Raw genomic sequence first — 23,200 nt, 5'->3', positions numbered from 1 at the left:
ACAAATGGGTCATTTGAGACTATATCAGCTCCTGTAAGAACGGAGATAGTTTAATGGCTGGTTCCCATGTGCAGCTGGATCGTGCTCGTCAGGCGCAGGTCGCCGATCGTGTTGCCGCCAAAGTCGCCGATGTGCTGAAAGCCGACGCTACATTCGAGTCCGGCTCGGTTGCCCTGTCCGCCAGAATTGCGGGAGCGGCGGCGGCGGCCATTGTCGATCTTCCCGTTAGCGTACGACGCGAACTCAGCAAGCGACAGGGCGAACTTGCCCGCCGCATTCGTGGTCTGGTGGAGACCTTCAGCGATGCACCTGATGGCGGCAAGATCGCGCTTGAAATTCCGAAGGCCGTGGAACCCTCCAGGGGCGAAGGGCTTGGGAAGATCGCCACGGCGGAGGAAGGCGAGCGACTGCTGGGCGAGCTTGCGGTTGCCCGCAAGCTCGAGGATTGGGCGGGGCCGGTTGCCGGCGCAAACGAACTCCAGCGCGAATTCGGAATTGCGCGCTCCACCCTCAATCGCTGGCAGCATGCCGGCGAGGTTATCGCGCTGCTGAAAGGAACGAGGAAGCACGTCTATCCGATCGAACAATTCATCGACGGGCGTCCAGCGAAGGGCATAGGAACGATTGCCGCTCTCGTTTCCAATCAGCGGGTGGCATGGCTGTGGCTCAGCCAGCCGAATCCCATGCTGGGCGGGCGCCGGCCCATAAACCTCTTGAAACAGGATCATGCGGATGAGGTCGTCGATGCGGCCCAGACCTATTTCGCCGCGCAATGACGCTCGACAAGGCCGTCCTGCAGCGCCTCGCCGTTCGCGCCGACGTCACCGACTATGTCAGAATCATCTCGCGCGCTCACGCCGCGACGCCTCTCGGTATGGGCTTCGGCAAGACGCGGTTTTCGAGCCCGAGGGATAAGTTCCGGTTGCTCTATCTCGCTCAGGATCCCGCGACGGCGATCGCGGAGACGATCGTTCGTGACCGGTTTCAAGGCAAGGCCGAGCGATTGATACTGCGGGAAGAGTTCGACCGCTATTCGATCGCCGTTATTCGAAACCCCAAGCCGCTTTTCCTGCTCGACCTGCGCTACGAAGGCGCAAACCTGCTCGGGGTCTCGACAGATGCCGTTCGAGCCAGGGCACAGGCCAGCGGACGCCGGCTCAGTCAGGAAATCTACGATCGCACCAATGTCGACGGCATTCTCTACATGTCCCGGATCACCAACAAGCAGTGCGTTGCCGTCTATGATCGCGCTACGGCCAGCATTGAGGCCGACAGCCCCGCATGGGATCTCATCCGCTTGTCCGCGCTCGGCCCCATACTCGATGCCTTGCACCTCACGGTCATAGATAGGGGAATGATGTCCAATCGGTGAGAAAAGACGTGCGGCGCTGTCGTGCCTCGGCGTTCGGCCGATTTCGATCATCGCTACAAACTTGACGCCGGTCGAAAAGCGTCGGGTCGGGCGGCAAAGTTCGCAACTACAAAGTCCACGAAAACCCGGACTTTTGGTGAAAGCTGACGATTGGAGGGCCAGACGAGCGAGAGCGAGCCGTACGGCACCATGAAGGAGGTCAGGACGGGGACCAAACTCCCGGTTCGCATATGGGGCTCTGCGACGTAGACAGGCAGATGCGCGAGGCCCAAACCGTCCCGTGCTGCCCGCAGACCTGCATCCGTGTTGTTCAATGTAAGGCCTCTCGGCAAAGGCAACCGCTCACATGGCCGGCGGAATGCCCACGGCGCGACACGACCGCTGGATGGGTATTTGAAGTGAATGCAAGCATGCTGGGAGAGGTCATCCGGGGTCTCCGGTCGCCCATGGCGCTTGAGATAATCGGGACTTCCACAAACGACGAAATGCTGATCGCCGAGATGGCGGGCAATCAATCGTGCATCGGCAAGCTCACCGCTTCGCACGACAACATCCAGGCCCTCTGCGACCAGGTCGATGACCTTGTCTTCGAAATCGATGTCCAGTTCGATCTCCGGAAACTGCTCGGCAAAAACGGGCAGGATCGGCATGAGAAGGTGATGCCCGACAATATGCGGTACGCTGACGCGAAGGCGCCCCCTTGGGCGCTCCCGGCTTCGTGAGATTGTGGCCTCTGCGTCGTCCATGTCATCGATGATGCGTTTGTAGCGCTCGTAGAGGACCGCTCCTTCCTCGGTCAGGCTGATACTGCGCGTCGTCCGGTTGAAGAGCCGCACGCCCAGCCGGCTTTCGAGCCGCGCCACAGCCTTTCCGATCGCGGAAGGCGAAACTCCGCCAACCCTGGCGGCTGCGACATAGCTCTGCTGTTCGACGGCGTGGACGAAGGCGATAACGCTTGCGAGACTGTCCACATCAACACCCGATTGAAGATATTTTGTCCTTTATGTACATCCATGAGCCGCCGTTGAGCAATATTGCGTAGGAAATATCCTTTGTCTCGATGCGCGGCCAGCCAATATCAAAGGAGTGAGCGGTATGCGGGACTATGCAAAAGAACGACCCGAGCACACGGAAAAATACGTCGGAGAGAATGACCTATTTCTGGAAATATTTCATGGGCACAGCGATCCAGGGCAGTCCGCTCGGCCGCCGTTGCTCTTTGTTCACGGCGCATTTACCGGGAGCTGGATGTGGAGCAAATACATTTCTCATTTCACATCGGCTGGATGGAATTCTTATTGCGTCAACCTGCGAGGCCACTACAAAAGCAGGTCGATGGATTTCACAAAAATCCTGTTTGAAGATTACCTGGAAGACATCCGGCTGGTGATCTCCGAAATCGTCGAAGAATGTGGAACTCCTCCCATCGTGATCGCTTTCAGCATGGGAGGAATCCTGAGCCAGAAACTGGCGGAAAGCGTGAAGATAGCCGGGCTGGTGCTGATCGATACCAGCATTTGCAGGCAAGTGCATGCGGAGGCGCCCTATCGCGATCTCGCGTTGCGAATGTCCGGCCTCGTCGTGCCTGCTCCCGTGCGTGACGAGCAAATCAGTACCGATGAAACATTCGAGGATATTGAATTCCAGCGGAAGTACCTGTCCATGGAATCTGCAAAGGCATTCAGCGCATTCTCCTTTCATTTCGGGGGAGGGATTTCCATCGAAGGTGAGAAGATCACCTGTCCCAGCCTCGTCATTTGCGCCGTCAACGACGAATCCGATGATCATCGAGGCCTGGCGACAGCACGCCACATCGGTAGCGAGTATCTAGGTCTCCAGGGTACCACACATACGGGTCTGCTTGTCGGGCAGAGGTATTACGAAGCTGTAAGCCGCATTATGGTCTGGTTGGCACGCTTTGATGGAAGGCAGTAAGCCAAGGCTCAGTCCTCTAACCCAAGGCTCGCCAGCAGGCGGCTGATATAGGCTTCCAGTCCGCCGACCATATCGAAGCGTGTGGGATCGCGCAGCCAGAGCATCTGAAGGCCGTCCATCACCGCGATCAACTCGGCCGCCATTGCCCTGCCATCGATCTTGCCGTCTATCGAGCCATCGGCGACGGCCCGTTCGAAGGTCGCAGCGATGTCGTCCTGTAGCTCCGTGACGCGATTGAGAAACCATGCCTTGGCCGGGTGATCCTTCATCAGGCTCTCGGCATTCAGGATGGCGAAGGTCCTGATGACCTCGATCATTTCGGCGTTGCGGCGGAAGACCCCGACCATGCCCTTGAGCAGGCCGCGGAGATCGGAGCGATAGGGGCCGATGAAGCTTTCGCTTTCGAGATCGCGCTTGTCCAGAATGGCAAGCAGGAGATCAACCTTGGTCGGAAAATGGTGCAGCAGGCCGGGCAGCGACAGGCCGACGTCGCGGGCGACATCGCCGATGGCGGCATTCTGGTAGCCGTCTTCGGCAAAGCGTCGCATCGCAGCCGACAGGATCTCCGCGCGGCGCGCTTCGCCCTTGCGGGATCGGCGCCGTCGCTTTTCGTCCTGTCCGGCCTTCGATTCGGAAACCTCTGCCATCGTCTTTTCCGTCTGCCTCTTTTCCCCGCCCTCCATCCATACATTACGGCTCGGCAGTTGACATCTTAAAAATACCGAGTAATCGGTAAGTTTAAGAACTGCCTGGGGCGTGGAGAAGTCGGCGTCGCCGCCGGAAGAATTGGCACCGGGCATGCTTAGTCAGCACGTCGCAATGCCCGAATTCCATTGAAGGGGAGGTTTGCATGATCGATTCCATTCTCGACAAGATGACGCTCGAGGAGCAGGTTTCGCTGCTGTCTGGCGCCGATTTCTGGACGACTGTTCCCGTCGAGCGCCTTGATGTGCCGAAGATCAAGGTGACGGACGGGCCGAATGGGGCTCGCGGCGCGGGCTCGCTGGTCGGCGGCGTCAAGGCGACCTGCTTTCCTGTCGCCATCGCGCTCGGCGCCACCTGGAATCCCGATCTCGTCGAGCGCATGGGCGTGGCGCTTGCCCACCAGGCGAAGAGCAAGGGTGCCGCCGTGTTGCTCGCACCCACGGTGAATATCCATCGTTCCGGCCTGAACGGGCGAAATTTCGAATGTTATTCCGAGGATCCGATGCTGACCGCGGAACTGGCCGTTGCCTATATCAAGGGCGTGCAGAGCCAGGGGATCGCAGCGACGATCAAGCACTTCGCCGGCAACGAATCCGAGATCGAGCGGCAGACCATGTCTTCCGATATCGACGAGCGGACGATGCGCGAAATCTACTTTCCGCCCTTCGAACAGGCTGTCAGGCGCGCCGGCGTAATGGCCGTCATGTCTTCCTATAACCGCCTCAACGGCACCTATACCAGCGAGCATGCGTGGCTGCTGACCAAGGTGCTGCGGGAGGAATGGGGATTCGACGGGATCGTCATGTCCGACTGGTTCGGTTCGCATTCGACGGCCGAGACGATCAATGCCGGTCTTGATCTCGAAATGCCTGGTCCGGCGCGCGATCGTGGCGAGAAGCTGGTTGCCGCCGTGCGCGAAGCCAGGGTTGAAGCGGCGACCGTGCGGGCGGCGGCCCGACGGATCCTGCTTCTGCTCGAGCGGGTCGGCGCGTTCGAGAAGACGCCCGATCTCACGGAGCAGGCAGTCGACCTGCCGGAAGACCGGGTGCTGATCCGGCGTCTCGGCGCGGAAGGCGCAGTCCTTTTGAAGAACGATGGCATCCTGCCGCTTGCCAAGACGTCGCTCGACCGGATCGCCGTCATCGGACCCAACGCCGCAAGCGCCCGTGTGATGGGCGGCGGCAGCGCGCAGATCGCGGCGCATTATACGGTCAGCCCGCTCGAAGGGATTCGAGCGGCCCTTTCCAATGCCAACAGCGTCAGCCACGCCGTCGGCTGCCGCCACAACCGTCTGATCGAGGTGGCCAAGGGAAAGATCACCGTCGAATATTTCAAGGGGCGTGGTTGCCGGGGCAATCCTGTTCATGTCGAGACCGTCGACAAGGGCGAGTTCTTCTGGTTCGAGCTGCCGTCAGGGGAACTCGACCCCACCGATTTCTCGGCGCGGATGACGATGCAATTCGTACCGGAAGAGAGCGGCGATCATGTCTTCGGCATGACCAATGCCGGACTGGCGCGGCTCTTCGTCGATGGCAGGCTCACGGTCGACGGCCATGACGGCTGGACGCGCGGCGAGAACTATTTCGGCACGGCCAATGACGAACAGCGCGGCACGGTGGCGCTCGATGCGGGCCAGGCCCATACCGTCACCGTCGAATATGACACGCCGGTGGCGACCGGGGAGGGGATCAACCTCACGGCCATTCGCTTCGGCGTCGAAAAGCCCTTGGGTGAGGCCGATATGCAGGAAGCCGTCGAGATGGCGCTAAATGCCGATGTGGCGCTTCTCTTCGTCGGCCGCGACGGCGAATGGGATACCGAGGGCTTGGACCTGCCCGACATGCGGCTTCCGGGCCGGCAGGAAGAGCTGATCGAGCGGGTTGCGGCCGTCAACGCCAACACCGTGGTCGTGCTGCAGACCGGCGGCCCCGTGGAAATGCCCTGGCTCGGCAAGGTGCGCACCGTGCTGCAGATCTGGTATCCCGGGCAGGAGCTGGGCAACGCCGTCGCCGATGTCCTCTTCGGCGAAGTCGAGCCCGGCGGACGCCTGCCGCAGACATTCCCGAAGGCGCTTGCCGACAATTCCGCCATGACGGGCGATCCAGCCGTCTATCCGGGTAAGGATGGGCATGTGCGTTACGACGAAGGCGTCTTCGTCGGCTACCGTCACCACGATACACGCGCTGTCGAGCCGCTCTTCCCCTTCGGTTTCGGCCTTGGCTATACGCGCTTCAGCTGGGGCGAGCCGCGGCTCTCGGCCGGCGACATGGGTGCCGAAGGCGTGACTGTCAGCGTCGATCTGACCAATATCGGCGACCGGGCCGGGTCGGAACTGGTCCAGCTCTATGTGCGTTCGCCAAAGTCCAAGGTGGAGCGGCCGGACAAGGAATTGCGCGCCTTCGCAAAGCTGTCGCTCCTGCCCGGTGAGACAGGGACAGCCGAAATGAAGATCATGCCGCGCGACCTCGCTTATTACGACGTCGAGGCCGGTGCCTTTCGCGCCGAACCGGGCGCCTATCAGTTGGTCGTGGCCGCCAATGCCGCGGATATCAGGTTCGTCATCGATCTGCCGTCACTACTCGAATATGCACTGCCACCTTCGTATTAAACGCAGGCTAGCGAGATCCATGTCATATTCGAGCTGAGCCTGGCCGATAGCGCTTGGCGCGTCTGCGCCAAGCGCTGAATGGTTCGAGCTGTATCAGGCCGCGTCAGGCTGGGTGCGGAGATTGGTGACGACGCGCCTGTTCTGGACCTTGCAGGAGCGCTCGGTGCAGTCGCGGACTTCGCGGTCGTTGCCGTAGCCCTTGGCCCACATGCGCCTGGCGTCCACGCCCTTCGAGACGAGATAGGCCATCGCCGCATCGGCGCGCTTCTGTGACAGCGTCTCCATTTTGGCTGCGGAGCCGGAATCATCGGCAAATCCCTGCAGCTTGAGCAGCCAGGACGGGTTCCTGTTGAGCCAGGCGGCTTGGTTATCCAGGGTTGCCATGGCGACGGAATCGAGTGTTGCGGAATCCTGCTTGAAGTAGATCCGGCGGCCGACATTAAGGATGAAATCCTCTTCACTGCCCATCGCAACGTTCTCGAAACCGGGTGCTGGATCGTTGGTTTGGCCGGTCATCGGCGCCGCAGCAGGTTCTTCCACGGAGGCGATATCGGTGGTGCTGCAGGCGGCGAGCGCCAAGAGCATGGTTGCGGCGGCAAGGCGCCTCACATATCCGGTCGGAGCAGACATCAAGTTGATATTCCTTATTCGACCGTGGTTGTTTGGCTGACCTGCGCGGCACTTTCAGCCTGGTCGGCAATATGCGGCAGAACCTGCACCGCGGTGCCGATCGGGCAACGCTGGTAAAGATCGATGGCGTCTTCGTTGAACATGCGGATACAGCCGCTGGAGGCATCTTTGCCGATGCTCCACGGCTCCAGCGTGCCGTGGAAGCGATAGCCGGTGTCGACGCCGTCGCGATGCAGGTACATGGCGCGGGGACCGAGTGGATTTTTCGGTGAGCCTCCCGCCACGAATTCGGGCAGTTCGGGATGGCGCTTGCGCATCTCCGGCGGCGGCGTCCAGCGCGGCCATAGCGATTTGCTGTCGATCGTGGCGCGGCCAAACCATTTGAAGCCCTCGCGACCGACGCCGACGCCGTAGCGGATGGCCGTCTTGTTCTCCATGATCACGTAGAGAAAATGGTTTCTCGTATCGACGACGACGGTGCCGATCGGCTCGCTGCTGAAATATTTGACGACCTGGCGGTGCCACTTCTTGTCGATCTTGGCGAAGTTGGTCCTTCGAAACGTCACGCCGTTGTCGACGGTGGTGCCGTCGAAAAAGGAAGACGCCGCGGCAAATACCGGTTTCCGGACTGCACCGGCGCCAAGTAATGCCAATCCACCAAGCACAATATTTCTGCGTGTCCACGGCATCGGCAATATCCCCCTTAAAGCCAAGCAGCGAAGTCGCAGTAAATCAGATTTTTCATTTGCCACAACAGAAAATTCTTCTGCTCTTAAAGACCGAGATCGGGTTGTCGGTCTTCTGGATCATATTTGCGCTGGTCGCTACTCCACGCGGAGGATGTGCGGCGCAGCTAAACCACAGATCATTTGAGGGATAGACCGTTGGGGCGACCACAGATCTCGAGAAAAGTCAGGATGCCGCGGGACTAGAGTTGTGCAGTTGAGGGCCGGGGCTCATTCCCTCAGCCCGAGCAAAATCAGAGGAAGAGATCGGGGAGTTCGGCGCGTGCGATACGTCTCAACCTGACCGCTTCTGCCGTGTCTATCGAGCGATAGGGAAACCGCAACCGGGTACCCACGGGTCCCCAATTGCCGATCGCACTTAAAAGTTTGTCGAGAGCGGCGTTCGAATAGCCAAATTCTTGGCGAAACGGGACGATATGCGCGTCCATAAAAGCGCAGATGCGTCGCTCCAGATCGAGTGCGGCGTCGATCTCGTTTCGCATCGAGACCGTCCAGGTCTGAGCACCGCGGGGACTAAGGCAGGCGACATTGGAAAACGAGCCTGCTGCCACACCTTCCTTGGTGCCGGTTGCGAGATGATGGCCGGGGACGAAGAGCCACAGCCCGGACAAATGCCGGCGTGCCTCAGCATACCAGGAGGCGTCGCCATCGGCGAGCTTGATGCCGATCACCTCAGGCACTGCCGCGCAGACCATGCCGAGCACCCTTGGCGCCAGCACGCGTTTTGCATGCGGCGGGTTGTAGAGGATGAGCGGAATTCCGTCGGCAGCCTCGGCCGCTCGTTTTAGGAAGTCGACCGCCTCGGCATCGTTGAGCGGCCACCAGTCCGGCAATATGACCTGAATGGCGCGGGGATCGAGGGCGGCGGCGCGGCGGACGCGATTGAGCATGATCAGCGGGTCGGGCTGGCAGGCGCCGATGACGAACGGCATAGAGGAGACCTTGCAGCGTTCGGCCAGCATTGCCTGGATCCTGTCGAACTCCTCCTCCGTCTGATTGTGGAATTCGCCAGCCGTACCATTTGAGTAAATACCATCGACGCCGGCATCGATGAGGATGTCGATCTCTTCACCGAGCTTGTCGAATTCGATGCTGTCATCGGCTGCGATCGGCAGAAGCAGGCTCGCCCAATTTCCACCGATGGCGGGACGCGGCGTCTTAGCATTCATCTCTTGTTTCTCCGATAGATGACGGATCAGTTGAGGTCGTCGCGGATGCAAGCCTTGAAGTGACCGGGAGCGATTTCCCGCAGTTGCGGAACGGCGCCGGCGCAGCCATCGAGGGCGCTCGGACAGCGCGTGCGAAAAACACATCCGCTCGGCGGATTGGCCGGACTTGGAATATCGCCTTTCAGGATCTGCCTGTTACGGCGAGCATCCGGGTCGGGCGACGGAATCGCCGACAGAAGCGCGCGCGTATAGGGATGCTGCGGTCTCGCATAGAGATCGGCACTCGGTGCGATTTCCATAATACGTCCGAGATAAAGCACGATCACCCGGTCGCAGATATATTCGACGACGGCCAGGTCATGCGAGATGAACAGCATGGTCAGGCCAAGCTGCTGCTGGAGGTCGCGCAGCAGGTTGATCACTTGCGCCTGGATCGATACGTCGAGCGCCGAGACCGGCTCGTCGGCGACGATGAATTCCGGCGACAAGGTCAACGCACGGGCAATCCCGACGCGCTGGCGCTGGCCACCGGAAAATTCATGGGCATATCGATTGATAGCATCGGCGGGCAGGTCGACCTTTACCAAAGCCGACTGCGCCCGTTCGAGCCTGCCGCGGGCGGTGCCGATCCCCTGGATCTTCAGGCCTTCCGTCAGGATCTCGCCGATCGTCATGCGCGGCGACAGGCTGGCGAAGGGATCCTGGAAAATATACTGCATGCGCGGCCGCTGCCGCCTTAGCGCGGAGGCGGAAAGTGCTGTGAGTTCCGTCCCGTCGAAACGGACGCTGCCGGACGACGGTTCGACGAGGCGAAGGACGGAACGCCCGATCGTGGTCTTTCCGCTGCCGGATTCGCCGACAAGCCCGACGACTTCACCCTTGCCGATATCGAAGGAGATACCCTCGAGAATGTTCAGCCGCGTGCCGCGGGAGGTATAATGTTTCGAAAGGTCGCGGACGGAAAGCAGCGGTGCGCTCATCTAGATCTCCTGCCATCTGATGCAGCGGCTTCGGTGCTGCGGATTGATCTGTTCGAGCGCGGGAACCGCCACGCGACAGGCATCGATCGCGAATTTGCAGCGCGGGGAAAAGGCGCAGCCGCTCGGCATGTTCATCAGGCTCGGGACCATGCCGGGAATGGCGGCGAGCTTTTCGCCGGCCTGTTTCATTCGTGCGGCATCGCCAAGGCGCGGCATGGAGGCGAGAAGGCCCATCGTGTAGGGATGCTTGGGATTGCGGAAGACCTCGCCGACCGGCCCTTCTTCGACGATCCGGCCGGCATACATCACCGCCACGCGATGGGCGATTTCGGCGACGACGCCGAGATTGTGGGTGACGAACAGCATGGCCATGTCGCGCTCGCGCTGCAGCTTGAGGAGCAGGTCGAGAATCTGCGCCTGGATCGTCACGTCGAGCGCCGTGGTAGGCTCATCGGCGATCAGCAGCGCCGGATCGCAGGCGAGCGCCATGGCGATCGTCGCGCGCTGGCGCATGCCGCCCGACAGTTCGTGCGGATATTGGCCGGCACGGCGCCGGGCGTCCGGTATGCCGACGCTTTCAAGCAGCGCGACGGCTGCGTTCATCGCCGCCTTGCGGTCGGCGCCGCGATGGATGCGGATCGGCTCGCCAATCTGGTCGCCGATGGTAAAGACGGGATTGAGGCTCGACATCGGCTCCTGGAACACCATGCCGATGTCGTCGCCCCTGATCCTGCGCATGCTCTCTTCATCGAGCGAGACGAGATCGCGGACGACGCCGTCGCTCGTCGCAAGGCGGATGCTGCCTGCGGCGATCAAACCGATGTTGCGGGTGAGCAGCCGCATGACCGACAGGCTGGTGACCGATTTGCCGGAGCCGGATTCGCCGACGAGCGCAAGCGTCTCGCCGGCGGCAACGGTCAGGTCGATATTGTTGACCGCCGTGATCTCGCCGCCGCGGATGCGGAAGATCGTTCGCAATCCTCTGATGTCGAGTACGGGTTCGGCGGTCTGTTCCATCAACTGGCTCAGTTCAGCAGGCCGGTTGCACGCAGGATCTCGTCGATCCGCGCCGTTTCGGCTTCGTTAAGAGAGGCACGCGGCCGGGGCATGACAGCGGAATCGATGATGCCGAGGCTGCGCATGGCGGTCTTGAAGGCGCCGATGCCGGCTGCGCCGCCGCTGACACGACCCTGCGCGACCCAGACGATTTCGAACAAGCGGCAGAGACGCTGCTGTTCCCTCTTCGCGGCGATCCAGTCGCCACGTTGGGCAGCATCCCAAAGCCGGACATAGCCGTGCGGATCGACATTGGCGATGCCAGGAACGACACCATGGGCACCCATCAGCAGGGCGGTGTCGACGACGATCTCGGAGCCGGTCATCAGGAAGACGTCCTTGTGTTCGGCAAGGTCGAGGAGCGCGTAGCGGAAATTGCCGTCGTCGCCGCTGGAATCCTTGAGGCCGATGATCGCGCCTTCCCTGGCGAGCGTGACCACGGTCTGGCGTTGCAGCTTGACGTGAACGCAGACGGGAATGTCGTAGGCGATCAGCGGAATGTCCACCGCGTCGCGGATATAACGGAAGTGATCGAGGATCTCTGACTGGCTGGTGACCGTATAGAATGGCGCCGTCACCACGACCGCATCGGCGCCGGCCGCCTTTGCGACCTTCGCATGGGCGATGACGCGATCCGTGGTCGGATCGATGACGCCGACGATCAGCGGCACCCGGCCGTTCACCACCTTGGCCGAATGCTCGATGATTTCCCGCCGGGTCCTTTCGTCATGGAAGATCACCTCGCTCGTCGAGCCGAGCACGAATACGCCATGACAACCGGCATCGATGAGATGCTCGAGCACGCGTGTATAGGATGGGTAGTCGATGGTGAGATCCGGATTGAGCGGTGTTACGACGGGAGGGACGACACCCTTGAATTTGGTCATTTTCGCTTCTTTCGATTGTCAGTTCAGTTCGGCACGCGGATCGAAGGCATCTCTGAGGCCATCGCCAATGAAGTTGATCGCCAGGACGGCAAGGATCAGCGCGGCACCGGGGAAGAGCCATTGCCACGGATATTGTTCGAGCACGGCGGTCGAGCGGGCCGCGTTCAGCATGTTGCCCCAGCTTGCCGCCGGCGGGGCGATACCGAGACCGAGAAAGGACAGTCCCGCCTCGAGCAGGATGGCATTGGCGATCTGCAGCGTTGCATAGACCACGAGGATATCGATCGAGTTCGGTAGGCCGTGGCGGAAGAGCAGATGGCCGATGCCGGCGCCCATGCCGCGGGCGGCCATGACGAAGTCGCGTTCACGCAATTCCAGCAGCCGAGAGCGGATCATACGCGCAAGCAGCGGCCAGGAAAGCAGCGAGATGACCAGCACCGTCGGCCAGATGCCGGTGCCGGCAATCGAGGCGAGCACAAGCAGGAAGATGACGGGCGGCAGGGTCATCACCAGATCGACGAAGCGCATCGAGACGGCGTCCGTCCAGCGTCCGGCAAGCGCCGAGATTGCCCCGAAAAGAAACCCGATGACCGCGGAAAGCGCAGTCGACGCGACGGCGACCAGCAGCGAAATCCGGCCGCCTTCGAGCACGCGCGCGAAGACGTCGCGGCCGACGCCGTCGGCTCCGAACCAGTGCGTTGCCGTCGGGCCGCTATTCATGGCCAGAAGATCGATGTCGTTCGGCCGGAAAGCCCACCATAGGGGATAGGAGAGGATCAGCAGCAGCATTGGCGTGGCAATGCAGACGCCGGCAACAGCTGCGCGGTTGAGCAGAAACCGACTGAAGGCGCGGGAAAATGGTCCGGGGCTCCGGCGTTCGGACGAGCGTGCCAGCATGGTCAGCCCACCTTGATGCGCGGGTCGACGACCGCATAGGTGATATCAGTCAGAAGATTGACGACGATAACGCAGGTGCCGATGACGAGTGTCGCCCCCATGATGACGGGGTAGTCGCGGGTCTGCACGGCATCGACGAGCAATAGCCCCATGCCCGGCCAGTTGAAGACGCTTTCGATGAAGATGGCGCCGCCGATTGCAAGTCCGATAGTGGAGCCGATCAGCGTCACGATCGGAAGAAGCGCATTGCGCAAGGCATGCTTGCTGATGACCCAGAACTCGCGAACGCCCTTGGCGCGGGCCGTGCGCACGTAATCCTGGTTCAGAACTTCGAGCAGCGAGGCGCGCATATAACGCATGATCAATGCGGCTTGCGCGACAGACAGAAGTGCCGCCGGCAGGATCAGATGGTGGAGGAGATCGCCGAGCGAGGATTCCTCGCCCGGCGTCAGCATGCCGCCTGATGGCATCCAGTGCAGGCGGACGGAGAAAATATAAAGGCCGATCAGCGCGCTGAGGAAGGCCGGGCTGGAAATACCGGCAAGCGCAACCACCGACAAGGACAGATCGGCAAGCGAATTGCGGCGGACGGCGCCGATCACCCCGAAAGTGATGCCTGCGACGATGGCAAAGGCAAGTGCGGTGCCCATCAACAGAACTGTCGGGCCGATCCGTGACAGCACCAGCCCCAGAACCGGCTGATCGAGACGCTTGATCGAATAGCCGAGGTTGCCCGTCACCGCCTGCTGCAACCAGCCAAGATACTGCACCGGCAAGGGCTGATCGAGGCCGAGGCTTCGGCGCAGATCGGCAAGGTCTGACGGCGACATCGGAAGGTTAGGATCGATATAGGCATCGATTGGATCGCCGGGTGTCAGGCGCAGCAGCAGGAAGATCAGCATGCTCAGGGCGACGAGCATGCCTATTCCTATGATCAGGCGTCTGAGACTGTATTGGAGCATCGGTAATCCGTCTTATCGGGCCGTCTTGTCCGCCGTCTTGTCAGGGTGGCCGAAGCCACCCTCAAGGCTTTCCCGGAAAGCGCCTATTCGGCGATCGACCATTTCTGCGGATTGGCCTGGTAGGGGCCGCCGCCCGGCGCTGGCGTCCAGACGAAATCCTTCACCTTTGTCGAGACGATGCCATAGCGGTTTGCCACCCAGAGCGTCGCCCAGGGCAGGTTGGTGTTCATCACCTTGCAGACGTCCTGGTAGGCGGCATCCCGCTTGGTGCTATCAGGCTCGGCCAAGGCGCTATCGAGCGCCTTGGTGAGGTCAGGCATGCGAACCCTGGCGACATTCGGCCCGGCCGGAGGGATCTGCTTCTCGTTGAGGCCGACATTGATGCTTCCGGCATCCGGCCCGTTCTGCAGCCCGGCATAAACCAACTGGAACTGGGCGATATCCGGCGTCGCATTGAGCACGATGCTGTTATAGGTCGGCGCATCGACGGCGCGCGGGACGATGTTGATGCCGACCTGGGCAAGCATCGCCTGGACTGCGGCAAGCACGTTGGTCGCCAGCGGCGTGGTGTAATAGGTCAGAAGGGTGATCGGCTTGCCGCCGTTGATCTGGTCCCAGCCGGCTTCCGTCAACAACTGCTTGGCCTTCTCGGGATCATAGGCATAGCTGTCGATATCAGGGGGTATCAACTGTTCGGCGACATAGGCGCAGTTGGCAGGCTTGGCCGCACCGCCATAAAGGCTCTGGATGATGGCATCGCGATTGATCGCGTACATTACCGCCTGGCGGACGCGCACGTCCTTCCAGAGCGGGGATTCGTGGTTGAAGCCCAGATAGTTGACGACGAAAGAGTTGCCTTCTATGACCTGGAAGTCCTTGTTGTCCTTGAAGGTCGGCACGTCGTTGGAATCGACATAGGTGAACTGGATTTCGCCGGATCTCAGCGCAGCGATTGCTGCGGCCGGGTTGGCGAAATAGCGATTGATGACGCGTTCCAGTGCGGGTTTGCCACCGCGATAATCGGTGTTTGCGGCAAGTTCGACATATTGATCCGAGACGTATTTGGTGAATTTGAACGGACCGGTGCCGATCGGAGCTGTGGACCACCAGGTGTTCTTCGCCAGCTGGTCGGCCGGGATCGAGGAGAGCGCATGCTCGGGCAGCATCATCACTTTGGTCATCGTGTCGGGAAAACTGCTGCTGGGGGCGCTGAGCTTGATGACAACAGTGTGCTCATCCGGCGTCTCGACGGACGATATGCCCTTCAGCCGGGCGGCGAGCACCGAGCCGGTTTTCGCATCCATCGCAAGGCCCATGGTGAACTTTGCGTCCTTGGCAGTGAACGGTTTGCCGTCATGCCATTTGGCGTCCACCAGCTTGAACGTGTAGGTCATCTGGTCGGAGCTGACCTCGTAGGAGCTTGCCAGCGCGCCGACGACCTTCTGCAGCTTCTCGTCATAAGTGATCAGCGGTTCGTAATAGACGCTGAGCCAGGTGAAGCCGGCGGTCGCGGCGAGCGGATTGAAGTTGCCCTGGAAACCTCCGGGACCGACATCGAAGCCGCCCGACAGCGTGGCTGCCTGGGCCTCTATTGCAACGCCCGAAACGACAAGAGCTGGAACGGCAGCCGTCGACAGCAGGGCGCCAAGCGCAATCACGGATAATCTAGACAGTCTTTTCATGTGTTCCTCCCACGTTTGAACTTGTCTTGTTGTTGGCAATCACCCGGGCAATGCCTTCGTAGTGACGATCCAGGCGTCTGCGCGCCTCCTCCAGATCTTTTGCCTCGATCGCATCGACGATTGCGGCATGGTCGCGCCACGTTGCCATCGGATCGGCATTTTCAAGGTTGACGAAATCCGACGCCTTGTAGAAGGCGAGCCAGAAGACATCGATCAGCCGCACCAGCGTTTCATTGTCCTGGCAGCGAAACAGCAGTCGGTGGAACAGCTGGTCGTCTTCCGCAAAGGTTTCACCGCGCTCGGCCTGGGCGCGCATCCGATTGACGGTGGCGCGCAATTCGGCGATGTCCTGCTCGCCGACCACGTCGATCGTTTTGCCGATCAATCCCACTTCCAGCGTACGGCGGATTTCGAGGACCTCCTCGATCTGCCGCAGCGCGCCGCCGAGGCCGTAAGCGAGGTTGTCGAGAAGCGGCCCGAAGGAAAAGGCCTTCACGAAGATACCGACGCCGCGCCGCGTATCCAGCACGCCGAGCGATTCCAACGCCTTGATGCCTTCCCTCAGCGAATTGCGGCTGACACCGAGCTGGGTGGCGAGCTCTCCCTCGGCCGGAAGCAGGGTTCCCGGCGCAAGGCCATTGTCGTCGATATAGGCGCGCAGACTTTCCTGCACGGAGACATGCAGCAGTGGCGCGCGCGTCAACGGCTTCATCGATTTCAATGTCATGCCGGTCACTTTCCCGCATCGCCGATAAGATCGATGTTACATATCTACTTGTAGGATATCTGTCAAATGGTCAAGCTGACAGGGCTGACACCGGACCCAGATTGCGCCCTTTTAAGGCAGTCGTTTTGGAGACCACGATAGCCAAACGGCTTAGTCTGAGGCTTGGTCGACCTTTGCGGCATGGACCACCACACGGTTGCGGCCAGTCTTTTTGGCAAGGTAGAGCGCCGCATCCGCTTGGCGTTGCATGTGCTCTGCTGACACAAGCTCACTGTCTTGCATCATCGTGGCCACTCCAATGCTGACAGTGACATAAGCAACGACGCGGGAGGTCGGGTTTGGAAGAGACGCAGCTTCCACTCGGCTGCGTATCCGCTCAGCGACGACCTTGGCTTCTTGCTCATCTGAGCCTGGGAGAAAGACGAGAAATTCTTCGCCTCCGTAACGGGCGACCTGGTCCCGCTCGTCTCTCATGCTGCTCTGAATGATGCCGGCAACCTTCACCAGGCAGCGGTCGCCTTCGGCATGTCCGAGATTATCGTTGAGATGCTTGAAGTCGTCGATATCGCACATCAGCATCGCCGCACCGCTCGTTCGTTTAAGATCCTCGCTCCAGAAATAATGGAGCGTTTCCATCATCGAGCGCCGGTTGGCGACACCCGTCAACGGATCTGTCCGTGCCAGCAATTCCAGCTGGGAATTGGCGTCGGTAAGCTCCGCGAGGCGACTTCGATCTCGTAACTCCAGCAAGAAAGTCTTCTGAGCGAAGATGGTTGCGGTACGTCGGGCAACGACGGTTGCAGCCACACCGCTTGCGAAAAACAGCGTCCCGGCCAGAGCACTGCCCACTTCGATGGCTGGATTGCGCAGTTGAAACACAAGGTAGATACCGAGGGCAGAAGCACCGATCGCCATCGCCCAACCGAGTGGAATGGGAAATATGATAATGGCAGTGACGGCCACAAAAAGCATGATGGTCAAATGCCGCTCATAAAACTCGCCACCGGTGTTCACGCCCACCAAGGCGACCGACAGGAGGATGAGAAAAACAGCCGAGAGGAGGAAAACGCCCTGCACCCACAAAGCGTGCGGCCGCAGGAAGGCTATCGCGGCGACAAGAGCCGCGGGGGGAAGGATAGACGCTGGCCAAAGCATCGACATGACGGTTTCGGTCGGAAGCAAGATCGCGTTGAGGCCCAACGTCAGGACGTCGAGCACGATAACCCAAACCATCCACGCGCGGATAATCTTGGCAGTCCGCGGCCAGGAGCGTTCGCCAAAAAGCTGAGCCAGTTCCCCATTGAAGCGGATATCACGCGTGCGTCCACCGAGCAGGCGCTCGACTTGCTCGACAATGGCCGGGCTCAACCTCTGGAGAGGTTTCCGCGAAGACGCCCTTACCGATTTGATAGGAGCTGTGGTTCGCTCGGTATCCATGTGTCGGATCTAGGGAGCAGACGACCGGAGACAAGACGGGCCGCGAATTCCGCCCCAAAAGACGATCTGCTTGCCCTAATGATTTTGTACCAGCGGACGACAGTATGTCGTAAACGTATCATATCGGGCCAAAGTCTCACTCATGCCAGACCGAATTCACGGTTCGATTCCTGTCAAGGCGGTCACTTGCCTTAGACGGCCCAGTACGGAACGTATCTCGCGTTTCTCCTGCCCTGGTCCGGATCTGCCGGTGCGATGCGGCCGAGTTTGATCGATTCCGCGATAATTGCGGAAACTGCCTGATACTCTTCGGCCGGAAGCGAGAACCGTTCCCGGAGAGTTGCGTTGCTCATGTAATCGTGAGTTAGCCAGCGCAGAATACAATGAAAGAAGCACGCCCGCATTTTCTCTGCCTTCGACATCTGGTTGAAGCTTTTGGGCGCGAACAGCACGACACGCATTGAGTTTTCGGATGAGATGAAATCGGGGGCCGGGAGATGCTCTGCTTCGATCTCAATTAGCGTCTTGTCGAGACCGCCACCGCGTTCCTCACAGAGGCCGAATGAACGCATAATCGCTGCCAGTTTTTCGTTTCGGGAGCGTCGTTCGTCGAGGATTCGGTCGGTACTGATCAGAGAGTTACCCGGATTGCTGACCTCGATCCGGTTATCATAGATCTCGACCACAGGACCGACGCCGGTCGCCATGAAATCCTGGTGGATGAGTGCGTTGGCAATCACTTCCCGGATAGCTGTTTCCGGGAAGTGCGGAACCATGCGTCGAACCCCGTCGATATAGCGTTCGTCCTTGGGCAGGCGTTCCATCAGGAATTTCATCATGCCGGTGAAACCGACGGCGTAGCCCTTCTTGCCTTCCTGTTCGAAGTCGGATCGAGATTTATCGCGGCCGGTATATTTGACGATGCGAACGGCTTTCCCGGCGATGGAGGGAAAAGCCGTGACGTCGCGGGCCAACATGATGGCGCCGAGGTTGGTAATGTCGAACCGGCCCTCAAGATTATCCAGAACAAACCCTCGATCCGCCATCTTGCGGGTCACCTCTTCTTGGTTCTTGGGCCTTGGCTCGCCGGTCAAATCGAACATAGGATCCGGATCCAGGAGCGCGAAAACATCTTCCGTGGTCACGTTGGATGCAGCCACGGCTGTCTCGAAGCGGCGCCTTCCGGTCGCTATCCACAGCGCCCGCTCATGCTCCGGAAACTCGGCGAGCTTTTTCTTGTTCTCCCCAATCCGGATGAATTCCACACCGCTGAACTTTACGGGCCGTTCATAGGACGGTTCGATGGCAATCACGGAATAGGCAAGGCCATCGCACGAGAAATCCAGAACCTCGATGAGGACACGCGGCTCGATCATCCGGCTCAGCCAATTTGTAAAATCCTCGTTTCCCTGCTTTAGTTTTTGCAAACGGAGTTCGGTCCCCACCCGTTCTTTCGAGCGGTCCTCCACGCCGAAGACAAGGAAAGCACGATCCCTGCCAGCCAGCATGGATGAATTCGCGAGGCTGGAAACATACTCACCAATCTCGCGCGGATCCTTGTTATTGACCTTGAATTCCAGCCACCCACTTTCGTTCGGCTCTTGAAGCAACCGGTTGAGCAAAGCGCATGGATCATGGATAGGCATTTCGTTTCCTCGTTTTATCCCCCTTATATCAGATTCGCCCCTATCGTCACGGTCCACTCAGGTGAGAGGGGTGAGTTTTTTCAGCAAAAACAATGCGATGGTAACAAGAAGTGAGCGACGCGTTTTATCCGCGTTTTGAATGCGGCGAGGGAGAAGCAGGTCGCCCCGATGACCTAGATACGGCGCCCTGTCTTTATCCCCTTTTGTCGGGATCGCGATTGCTCACGCATCTAGACCCGAAATAAATAGAATAAAAACAAGGTAATGATGGCTGTAATGGGGCTTGACTACTATCGCCGTTATGTCGGAAAAGCGCTGCGTATAGAGCGGCAGGGCATTCCAATCGCTATCGTGCTGCAATCCCGAATGCGTTCAAGACCTCTGTCGTTACCGTACCGGTTACCTTGAGGTTGTTGTCCTTCTGCATCTGGCTCAGCGCCGCGCGCGTGTCCTCGTCGACGACGCCAGTCAGGGAGCCAGCGTAATAACCGTACGCAGTCAATCCCGACTGCACCTGGATAACGATCCGCCTGAACTTGTTCGAGTTTCCGGGCAGTGTTTTCTCGGGTGCCATCTGCTGCGGAGCGGCCGGCGCAGGAGCGGGCGCCGGTGCAATCAGAGCTGCCGGTGGGGAATAGGTTGGCGCGGTGTAGCGAGGTGGCGGCGGTGGCGAGGGTTCACTGTAGGAGGGGCTCCTATAGGTCGCGCTCGGCAGGTAGCCGCCGCCTCCGCTCGACCGGTGGCTCGAGTGGGAGCTGTGCGAGCTGTGGCTCGAGTGGGAGCGGTGGCCGGCCAGCGAATAGAGATGTCTGATCTTCAGCCGCTCGAGAATCGAATGCGGGTCTGGTTTCTTGACGATCGGATCAAGCGGCATGGCGTCAGTCTTTACCGGCAGGAATCCTGCCGCCAACAGCGACGGGATGAGAAATACGCGTCGTTTCATATCGGCCCCAGCCCCTTGAAACCTTTCCTGTGATCATACCATTCGAAAAACCCTCCGCATCGCTGCCGTGCGGAGCAGGTTGTGCAGAAGGGCTCCTTTCTGTTCTTCCAGTCGGAGATCGACGCTGCCGCGAGGTGGCGGTAGCGCTCCGGGACCGAGCAGAGCGGGAAATTATAGAGCTGGACGGGCACGTCTCTTGCGGTCGCGATACTGATGGCGCGCGCGAGATTGTCGAAATCCGTCGAGGTGTCCTTGAAGCTCGAATCCCAATTCATGCGGCCGAAGCCGATGTTTTCGAGCTGCATGATCGCCCAGCGTTCGACGAAGGGGAGGGCTGTGCCAACGAAGCCGGCCAGCGCAGGCAGGTTGATGTCGTTCTGCCGCATCACAACCGTTCGAAGCTCGATGGCAGCACCTGCCTCGAACAGGATAGCGAAGGATTGGAGGAGCCGGTCGAAGGCACCCTGCTTCTTGACGATGGCGTCGTGGAGTTCTGTCTCAGCCGCATAGAGCGGGATACCCCAGAGGATGCGCTCGGGGCCGATCTCTTGAAGCGTGGCGATGTCCACTTCGTCGAAATGCTGGCCGTTCGACAGGATGTGGAATTTCAGGTCGGGCCGGGCCTTCGACAGCGACAGCAGCATGTCGAAGAGCTTGCCCTTATGTAGGAGAGGCTCGCCGCCGGAGAGGCCGATATAGGCATTCGTCGGCGCGAGCGAGGCGGCGGTCTCCAGTTCGGCAAAAAGGTCGACATGGTTCTTCTTCGGCGGCTGCGAACACATGAGGCACAGCTGGTCGCACTGCTCGGTGATCAGAAACGTGTTGTGCTGCGAATCCGCCCTGATGAGCCGCCGGGCGCTTGCCTGTCCCGGCAGGATCATGATGACGTCGTTATCGAGCGCGACTCCGTCCGACGCATGGAGAGTGAGCGAGAAGCCCTGGAAGTTGTATTCCCGCCGAGCTCTATCGGTCCCGATCAGGACAGCGTCATTCGGCCCAAGATCGTCTGCCTCGTTTCGCAGTCTGACGATGAGAGGATCCACGATCGGAAGCGGCTCGACCTTGATGCGCAGGTCGATCATGAGTGGACCTTCGTCAATAGCGGATCGATCTCCTCCAGGCCCGACCATAGCGCGATCGATCTCCGCACCTTCGGGTCGTCGGAAAAAAGCAGCTCGAAAACGAGATCGAAGATCGCTGTATGCCGCTGGCAGAAGTCGGTTTGGTGGCGGGGCAGATCGATCCGCCCATATCTGGAGAGGTCATCGATGAGGTCGACGCCGCAGAAGGCCTGATAGGGACAGTGCACGCAATCTGCGTCAAAGAGATTGAGCGCCTCCATGTTCAGCGCATCGACGATTGTCCGATCCAGTCCCGTGCGGACGTCGCCCATGCGCAGATCGATCTGGCCGAGCCGGCTGATCATGCGCGCCTCGTCGGTCGGATAGAACGAACCGTCGTGGTCAATCACCAAATAACTTCTGCCGACGATGTTAGGGTTCCTGAGGTCGACATGATTGTCATGACCGCCGCGCGCGACACGCCGCAGACAGTGGGAGAAGTAGAACTCCTCCATCGTCTGATCCGATGTCGCGTTATGTTCGATGAGGGCCATGATGAATCGACGGACATAGTCGCTCCAGCGACCGGCGACATCTTTTGTCCGGAAGCGTCTTCGGGCAAAGCCCTGATGATTGACCGGGCGCAGATAGATCGACCGGAAGCCAAAGGACGAGTAGAGGTCGATGACGTTGCAGGGATCGGGCAGGGCATCGACGTCGAAGGTTGGTAGTGCTGATACCCGCTCGGGCCAGGCGTTCGTCGCACGCGCCAGGTTCCGGAGGAACCGCTGCGTCGTCGCAGCGCTTTCGGTCCGGTGACGTTGATGCAGGTCGATTGTGGGATCGAGCGAGGTGCTGATGTTGGTGTCTTGTGACGACAGGAAATCCCAGGCCTCCTCGCTCACCTCCTGAAGATTGGTACAGACAACGAATTGCGCCATCTCGAAACGCTGCCGCGCGAAGGCGCGGACCTCCTTTAGAATGTCCAGTCGAAGGAGGGGTTCGCCGCCCTGGAATTCGATCTTGATCGTCCTCGCCGAGAGCCCGTCGAGGAAGCCGAGGACGGCATAGAGCGTTGCCGCATCCCAATCATGTCCGACTGCGTTTTCGTTGACACGGCTGACCTGGCAGTAGGCGCAGGAGAGATTGCAGCGCAGTGTGGGCACGAGAATGAGGTAGTCGAGCTCGGACGGGGCGTGCAGACGCTTGGCCCATCGGTAGGCGAAAGCACTATAGGCGAGGTCGCCGCTCTTTTCGAAAGCATGCCCGTTCGTCTTGAGAAAAGCCTCATCGCCGGGCGCCAGCCTGTCCTCAACGTAGCGATCGAGGAACGTCTCGTTGGAACGAAAGAATCCCCCGGCGTCATCGCAAAAGATGAAGCCTCCCGTGCCGATCGGCCGGAACTTCAGCGGCATCACGGTCATCGCAGCAGTCTTTCGATGACTGCCCGGCGAAGCATATCGGTCTCACGATGGATCTTCTGGCGATAAAGCGTATGCCGAAATGCGGCGATCAGATCGAGGTCGGAACTGCTCACCTCGACGCCGCCCTCCGTGGTGGTGACGGCCACCTCGGGATGCAGATAGGAGAAGCGCGCTATGGCTTCATCAAGGTAGGGCCGGAAGATCGGCGCGATGTCCAGGTTCACTTGTGTCATCCTGAGGAGCAACCAGAAGGTGATAGCATAGATTGGTTGCGATGATTCCTGAATCTAAACGCCGAAGTTGATGCCGACTTTTTTTGGACTTTGCGCCAAC

At 60.0% G+C, this 23,200-nt stretch carries 22 protein-coding genes; 4 read left to right on the top strand and 18 right to left on the bottom strand.

Annotated elements, in window-relative coordinates:
- Window positions 1-53 precede the first annotated feature (53 nt).
- Window positions 54-776 carry an antitoxin Xre/MbcA/ParS-like domain-containing protein gene (locus AC245Y_RS25490; RefSeq protein ID WP_012755186.1) on the top strand — a complete coding sequence of 241 codons (723 nt, stop codon included), beginning with the start codon at window positions 54-56 and terminating at the stop codon, window positions 774-776.
- On the top strand, window positions 773-1,372 hold the full coding sequence (locus AC245Y_RS25485; protein WP_017996087.1) for an RES family NAD+ phosphorylase: 600 nt from the start codon (window positions 773-775) through the stop codon (window positions 1,370-1,372). Before AC245Y_RS25490 ends, AC245Y_RS25485 begins: the two co-directional genes overlap by 4 nt.
- A 53-nt stretch (window positions 1,373-1,425) precedes the next feature.
- Here AC245Y_RS25485 and AC245Y_RS25480 read toward each other — a convergent pair whose 3' ends face one another.
- On the bottom strand, window positions 1,426-2,343 hold the full coding sequence (locus AC245Y_RS25480; protein WP_017996088.1) for a LysR family transcriptional regulator: 918 nt from the start codon (window positions 2,341-2,343) through the stop codon (window positions 1,426-1,428).
- A 124-nt stretch (window positions 2,344-2,467) separates the two neighbouring features.
- On the opposite strand from AC245Y_RS25480, the gene AC245Y_RS25475 reads away from it, so the two are divergent.
- A complete protein-coding gene (locus tag AC245Y_RS25475) occupies window positions 2,468-3,307 on the top strand; it encodes an alpha/beta hydrolase (protein WP_017996089.1) in 840 nt (279 codons plus the stop codon).
- An 8-nt stretch (window positions 3,308-3,315) separates the two neighbouring features.
- Here AC245Y_RS25475 and AC245Y_RS25470 read toward each other — a convergent pair whose 3' ends face one another.
- Window positions 3,316-3,954 carry a TetR/AcrR family transcriptional regulator gene (locus AC245Y_RS25470; protein WP_017996090.1) on the bottom strand — a complete coding sequence of 213 codons (639 nt, stop codon included), beginning with the start codon at window positions 3,952-3,954 and terminating at the stop codon, window positions 3,316-3,318.
- A gap of 203 nt (window positions 3,955-4,157) precedes the next feature.
- On the opposite strand from AC245Y_RS25470, the gene AC245Y_RS25465 reads away from it, so the two are divergent.
- Window positions 4,158-6,620: a beta-glucosidase gene (locus tag AC245Y_RS25465; RefSeq protein ID WP_017996091.1), complete on the top strand. Its 2,463-nt coding sequence runs from the start codon at window positions 4,158-4,160 to the stop codon at window positions 6,618-6,620.
- A gap of 93 nt (window positions 6,621-6,713) precedes the next feature.
- On the opposite strand, the gene AC245Y_RS25460 is transcribed toward AC245Y_RS25465, so the two are convergent.
- From AC245Y_RS25460 to AC245Y_RS25385, 16 genes are all read right to left on the bottom strand, one after another.
- Window positions 6,714-7,250, bottom strand: coding sequence for an OmpA family protein (locus tag AC245Y_RS25460; RefSeq protein ID WP_026157575.1), 537 nt, complete (start codon window positions 7,248-7,250; stop codon window positions 6,714-6,716).
- 14 nt (window positions 7,251-7,264) lie between these two features.
- A complete protein-coding gene (locus tag AC245Y_RS25455) occupies window positions 7,265-7,939 on the bottom strand; it encodes a L,D-transpeptidase (protein ID WP_017996093.1) in 675 nt (224 codons plus the stop codon).
- A 290-nt stretch (window positions 7,940-8,229) separates the two neighbouring features.
- Window positions 8,230-9,165, bottom strand: coding sequence for a dihydrodipicolinate synthase family protein (locus tag AC245Y_RS25450; protein ID WP_017996094.1), 936 nt, complete (start codon window positions 9,163-9,165; stop codon window positions 8,230-8,232).
- Between the two features lie 26 nt (window positions 9,166-9,191).
- The gene (locus tag AC245Y_RS25445; RefSeq protein ID WP_017996095.1) at window positions 9,192-10,145 is read right to left on the bottom strand and encodes an ABC transporter ATP-binding protein; all 954 of its coding nucleotides are present in this window, start codon (window positions 10,143-10,145) and stop codon (window positions 9,192-9,194) included.
- Window positions 10,146-11,162 (bottom strand): ABC transporter ATP-binding protein, encoded by a 1,017-nt coding sequence (locus AC245Y_RS25440; RefSeq protein ID WP_017996096.1) that lies wholly within the window; start codon window positions 11,160-11,162, stop codon window positions 10,146-10,148. It abuts the gene before it with no gap.
- An 8-nt stretch (window positions 11,163-11,170) separates the two neighbouring features.
- Complete coding sequence (locus AC245Y_RS25435; protein ID WP_017996097.1) at window positions 11,171-12,088, bottom strand: dihydrodipicolinate synthase family protein; 918 nt, start codon at window positions 12,086-12,088, stop codon at window positions 11,171-11,173.
- 18 nt (window positions 12,089-12,106) lie between these two features.
- Entirely contained in the window at window positions 12,107-12,985 is an 879-nt protein-coding gene (locus AC245Y_RS25430) for an ABC transporter permease (RefSeq protein ID WP_017996098.1), read from the bottom strand.
- Between the two features lie 2 nt (window positions 12,986-12,987).
- Entirely contained in the window at window positions 12,988-13,947 is a 960-nt protein-coding gene (locus AC245Y_RS25425) for an ABC transporter permease (protein WP_017996099.1), read from the bottom strand.
- Between the two features lie 83 nt (window positions 13,948-14,030).
- Entirely contained in the window at window positions 14,031-15,629 is a 1,599-nt protein-coding gene (locus AC245Y_RS25420; protein ID WP_017996100.1) for an ABC transporter substrate-binding protein, read from the bottom strand.
- Window positions 15,613-16,356: a FadR/GntR family transcriptional regulator gene (locus tag AC245Y_RS25415; RefSeq protein ID WP_017996101.1), complete on the bottom strand. Its 744-nt coding sequence runs from the start codon at window positions 16,354-16,356 to the stop codon at window positions 15,613-15,615. The genes AC245Y_RS25420 and AC245Y_RS25415 overlap by 17 nt, the downstream gene beginning before the upstream one ends.
- A 150-nt stretch (window positions 16,357-16,506) precedes the next feature.
- On the bottom strand, window positions 16,507-17,793 hold the full coding sequence (locus tag AC245Y_RS25410) for a GGDEF domain-containing protein (RefSeq protein ID WP_050563543.1): 1,287 nt from the start codon (window positions 17,791-17,793) through the stop codon (window positions 16,507-16,509).
- A gap of 191 nt (window positions 17,794-17,984) precedes the next feature.
- Entirely contained in the window at window positions 17,985-19,439 is a 1,455-nt protein-coding gene (locus AC245Y_RS25405) for an ATP-binding protein (RefSeq protein WP_017996103.1), read from the bottom strand.
- Between the two features lie 346 nt (window positions 19,440-19,785).
- Window positions 19,786-20,382: a His-Xaa-Ser repeat protein HxsA gene (gene hxsA, locus AC245Y_RS25400; protein ID WP_017996104.1), complete on the bottom strand. Its 597-nt coding sequence runs from the start codon at window positions 20,380-20,382 to the stop codon at window positions 19,786-19,788.
- Window positions 20,379-21,464: a His-Xaa-Ser system radical SAM maturase HxsC gene (gene hxsC, locus AC245Y_RS25395; RefSeq protein WP_017996105.1), complete on the bottom strand. Its 1,086-nt coding sequence runs from the start codon at window positions 21,462-21,464 to the stop codon at window positions 20,379-20,381. The genes hxsA and hxsC overlap by 4 nt, the downstream gene beginning before the upstream one ends.
- Window positions 21,461-22,867: a His-Xaa-Ser system radical SAM maturase HxsB gene (gene hxsB, locus AC245Y_RS25390; protein WP_017996106.1), complete on the bottom strand. Its 1,407-nt coding sequence runs from the start codon at window positions 22,865-22,867 to the stop codon at window positions 21,461-21,463. The genes hxsC and hxsB overlap by 4 nt, the downstream gene beginning before the upstream one ends.
- On the bottom strand, window positions 22,864-23,100 hold the full coding sequence (locus AC245Y_RS25385) for a hypothetical protein (RefSeq protein WP_210302872.1): 237 nt from the start codon (window positions 23,098-23,100) through the stop codon (window positions 22,864-22,866). The genes hxsB and AC245Y_RS25385 overlap by 4 nt, the downstream gene beginning before the upstream one ends.
- Window positions 23,101-23,200: the final 100 nt, after the last annotated feature.

This window comes from Rhizobium sp. SRDI943 (assembly GCF_057653695.1).
This window is presented reverse-complemented; position numbering and strand designations above follow the sequence as displayed.

Coding starts and splice junctions, on each gene's coding strand:
- AC245Y_RS25450 (WP_017996094.1), bottom strand. CDS start 9,165: ATGAATGCTAAGACGCCGCGTCCCGCCATCGGTGGAAATTGGGCGAGC.
- AC245Y_RS25440 (WP_017996096.1), bottom strand. CDS start 11,162: ATGGAACAGACCGCCGAACCCGTACTCGACATCAGAGGATTGCGAACG.
- AC245Y_RS25435 (WP_017996097.1), bottom strand. CDS start 12,088: ATGACCAAATTCAAGGGTGTCGTCCCTCCCGTCGTAACACCGCTCAAT.
- AC245Y_RS25460 (WP_026157575.1), bottom strand. CDS start 7,250: ATGTCTGCTCCGACCGGATATGTGAGGCGCCTTGCCGCCGCAACCATG.
- hxsA (WP_017996104.1), bottom strand. CDS start 20,382: ATGAAACGACGCGTATTTCTCATCCCGTCGCTGTTGGCGGCAGGATTC.
- AC245Y_RS25445 (WP_017996095.1), bottom strand. CDS start 10,145: ATGAGCGCACCGCTGCTTTCCGTCCGCGACCTTTCGAAACATTATACC.
- AC245Y_RS25475 (WP_017996089.1), top strand. CDS start 2,468: ATGCGGGACTATGCAAAAGAACGACCCGAGCACACGGAAAAATACGTC.
- AC245Y_RS25455 (WP_017996093.1), bottom strand. CDS start 7,939: ATGCCGTGGACACGCAGAAATATTGTGCTTGGTGGATTGGCATTACTT.
- AC245Y_RS25490 (WP_012755186.1), top strand. CDS start 54: ATGGCTGGTTCCCATGTGCAGCTGGATCGTGCTCGTCAGGCGCAGGTC.
- hxsB (WP_017996106.1), bottom strand. CDS start 22,867: ATGACCGTGATGCCGCTGAAGTTCCGGCCGATCGGCACGGGAGGCTTC.
- AC245Y_RS25425 (WP_017996099.1), bottom strand. CDS start 13,947: ATGCTCCAATACAGTCTCAGACGCCTGATCATAGGAATAGGCATGCTC.
- AC245Y_RS25485 (WP_017996087.1), top strand. CDS start 773: ATGACGCTCGACAAGGCCGTCCTGCAGCGCCTCGCCGTTCGCGCCGAC.
- AC245Y_RS25470 (WP_017996090.1), bottom strand. CDS start 3,954: ATGGCAGAGGTTTCCGAATCGAAGGCCGGACAGGACGAAAAGCGACGG.
- AC245Y_RS25465 (WP_017996091.1), top strand. CDS start 4,158: ATGATCGATTCCATTCTCGACAAGATGACGCTCGAGGAGCAGGTTTCG.
- AC245Y_RS25385 (WP_210302872.1), bottom strand. CDS start 23,100: ATGACACAAGTGAACCTGGACATCGCGCCGATCTTCCGGCCCTACCTT.
- hxsC (WP_017996105.1), bottom strand. CDS start 21,464: ATGATCGACCTGCGCATCAAGGTCGAGCCGCTTCCGATCGTGGATCCT.
- AC245Y_RS25430 (WP_017996098.1), bottom strand. CDS start 12,985: ATGCTGGCACGCTCGTCCGAACGCCGGAGCCCCGGACCATTTTCCCGC.
- AC245Y_RS25415 (WP_017996101.1), bottom strand. CDS start 16,356: ATGACATTGAAATCGATGAAGCCGTTGACGCGCGCGCCACTGCTGCAT.
- AC245Y_RS25420 (WP_017996100.1), bottom strand. CDS start 15,629: ATGAAAAGACTGTCTAGATTATCCGTGATTGCGCTTGGCGCCCTGCTG.
- AC245Y_RS25405 (WP_017996103.1), bottom strand. CDS start 19,439: ATGCCTATCCATGATCCATGCGCTTTGCTCAACCGGTTGCTTCAAGAG.
- AC245Y_RS25410 (WP_050563543.1), bottom strand. CDS start 17,793: ATGGATACCGAGCGAACCACAGCTCCTATCAAATCGGTAAGGGCGTCT.